Source organism: Mesorhizobium sp. M2A.F.Ca.ET.037.01.1.1, assembly GCF_003998075.1.
Taxonomy (GTDB): Bacteria; Pseudomonadota; Alphaproteobacteria; order Rhizobiales; family Rhizobiaceae; genus Mesorhizobium.
The window spans coordinates 1-2,232 of sequence record NZ_RZSA01001024.1; the positions used below are offsets into that span (position 1 = coordinate 1).

Consider the following 2,232-nt stretch of genomic DNA (forward strand, 5'->3'; position numbering starts at 1 on the left):
CACCGGCAAGCGCGCAGCCGGCCGCGCCGGCGCCGAAGTCGGAAGACCGCATCGCACAGGTGCTGCAGCAGGATGCCGCCAACACCGCCAACAAAAACGATGTCGTCGCCGTCGCGCCGCGCAAGGTGAAGACCATGATGGTCAAGCCTGACGGCTCGCTGGTGCCGCGCGAGGATCCGGCTCCGGCCGCGCCGAAGGTCGCGGCGGCCGAGCCGAGCGATCCGGCGCCACAGCATGTCGCGCCGGCCTCCGACGGCCAGCAGACGGGAACGGTGGCTTCAGATACGGGGCAGGCCGATACGGGTCAGGCCGATGCGGTGACCGTCAAGCCGGCGAAGCCCGCGAAGAAGGCTGAAGCCAAGTCGCAGTCGAGCAACACGCCCGCGGTGGTGCCGGTGGCGCCGGCGCGTCCGTCCGATCAGCCGGTCGATATCGTCGGCGAGGTCAAGCCGGACCAGGTCGCTTCCATCGATCCGGCGGCGGCAGCCGGCGGCGGCTCGTGGTCGATGCAGATCGCCTCGCAGCCGACGGTGCAAAGCGCGCAGTCGACCTATCAGGATCTGCAGCGCCGCTACGGAAGCGTGCTCTCCGGCCGCACCGCCAACATCGTCAAGGCCGAGGTCGCGGGCAAGGGCACCTTCTACCGCGTCCGCGTTCCGGCCCATTCGCGCAACGATGCGATCGAGCTCTGCACCAGCTACAAGGCGGCGGGCGGTAACTGCTTCGTATCGCGCTGATCCGTCCCAACACCGAACGCCGGCGCCGCCGCAAGGCCGCGCCGGCTTTTCGTTGTGGACGGTTGTGAGCTTTGGCCAGTCTCAGGGCAGGGGTGATTCCCTTTGCTCGCTCAAAGCCTTAAGCTTCGGTCTATGAGCGAATCAAAATCCATGATCCTGGGCTGCGCCGGGAAATCCCTCACCGAAGACGAAATCCGCTTCTATCGGGACGAACGTCCCTGGGGCTTCATCCTGTTTGCGCGCAACATCGGCGAGGCGGCACAGATCCGCGACCTGGTGGCCGCGATGCGCGACTGCGTCGGCCGCCCGGAAGCTCCCGTCTTCATCGACCAGGAAGGCGGCCGGGTGCAGCGCCTGCGTCCGCCGCTGGCGCCGAACTATCCCGCCGGCGGCGCGCTTGGCGCGCTGTGGCGCGAGGACAAGGAAGCCGGCCGCCGCGCCGCCTGGCTGATGGCGCGGCTGCACGCCTTCGATCTTTCCCGCCTGGGCATCACCGCCGACTGCCTGCCGGTGCTTGACGTTCCGGTCGAAGGCGCCAGCGACGTCATCGGCGCGCGCGCCTATGGCAAGGAGCCCAATGCCGTGATCGAGCTTGGCCGGGCCTCGGCCGAGGGCTTGATGTCGGGCGGCGTGCTGCCGGTGATGAAGCATATTCCCGGCCATGGCCGCGCCTTTGCCGACACGCATTTCGCGCTGCCGACCGTCGATACGCCGCTCGAGGAGCTCAGGCGGCATGATTTTGCCCCGTTCAAGGCGTTGAACGCGCTGCCGATGGCGATGACGGCGCATGTCGTCTACAGCGCCATCGACCCCGACAATCCTGCGACGACGTCCGCCAAGGTCGTCGATCAGGTGATCCGCGGCGAGATCGGCTTCGACGGGCTGCTGATGAGCGACGACACCTCGATGAAGGCACTTTCTGGGGATTTCCCGACAAAGGCGGCCTCGATCCTTGCGGCCGGCTGCGATCTCGTCCTTCACTGCAACGGCGTTTTCGAGGAGATGTCGGGGATCGCCTCGCGCACGACGGGGCTGTCGGGCAAGTCCTTGCAACGCGCGGAGCGGGCGCTGACCTATATAAAGGATCGCGACGTCGCCGACGAAACGGCGATACGCGCGGAATTTGCCACCTATTTCGAAGCGGTGGCCTGAACCGGAAGGGACGAAAGGCAAGTGGCGGAGACATTGGAAGGCAAGGCCGCGAAGGCCGCACCGATGGACCGTCTGTGGGCCGAGAACGACGATTCACGCCTGACCGGCGACCCATCCCTGGTCGTCGACGTGGCCGGTTTCGAAGGTCCGCTCGATCTTCTCCTGCACCTTGCCCGCAACCAGAAGGTCGATCTGGCACGCATTTCGATCCTGGCTTTGGCCGAGCAGTATCTGGCCTTCATCGAGAAGGTGCGGGCGCTGAGGTTGGAGCTTGCCGCCGACTATCTGGTGATGGCGGCGTGGCTCGCCTTCCTGAAATCGAAGCTCCTGATCCCGAAACAGC

At 66.5% G+C, this 2,232-nt stretch carries 3 protein-coding genes; all 3 read left to right on the forward strand.

Features of this window, described 5'->3' with window-relative positions; all coding sequences use genetic code 11:
• Positions 1 to 737, forward strand: a 737-nt coding sequence (locus EOA27_RS32855) for an SPOR domain-containing protein (protein ID WP_145970695.1), incomplete at its 5' end; no start/stop codon positions are given.
• A gap of 132 nt (positions 738 to 869) precedes the next feature.
• Positions 870 to 1,889, forward strand: a complete 1,020-nt coding sequence (gene nagZ, locus EOA27_RS32860) for a beta-N-acetylhexosaminidase (protein ID WP_126082286.1) — start codon at positions 870 to 872, stop codon at positions 1,887 to 1,889.
• 63 nt (positions 1,890 to 1,952) lie between these two features.
• The coding region (locus EOA27_RS32865) for a ScpA family protein (RefSeq protein ID WP_145970696.1) at positions 1,953 to 2,232 on the forward strand (280 nt) is incomplete at its 3' end.

Bases quoted from the DNA above. Each gene is read 5' to 3' on its own strand.
- nagZ (WP_126082286.1), top strand. From the start codon at position 870: ATGAGCGAATCAAAATCCATGATCCTGGGCTGCGCCGGGAAATCCCTC.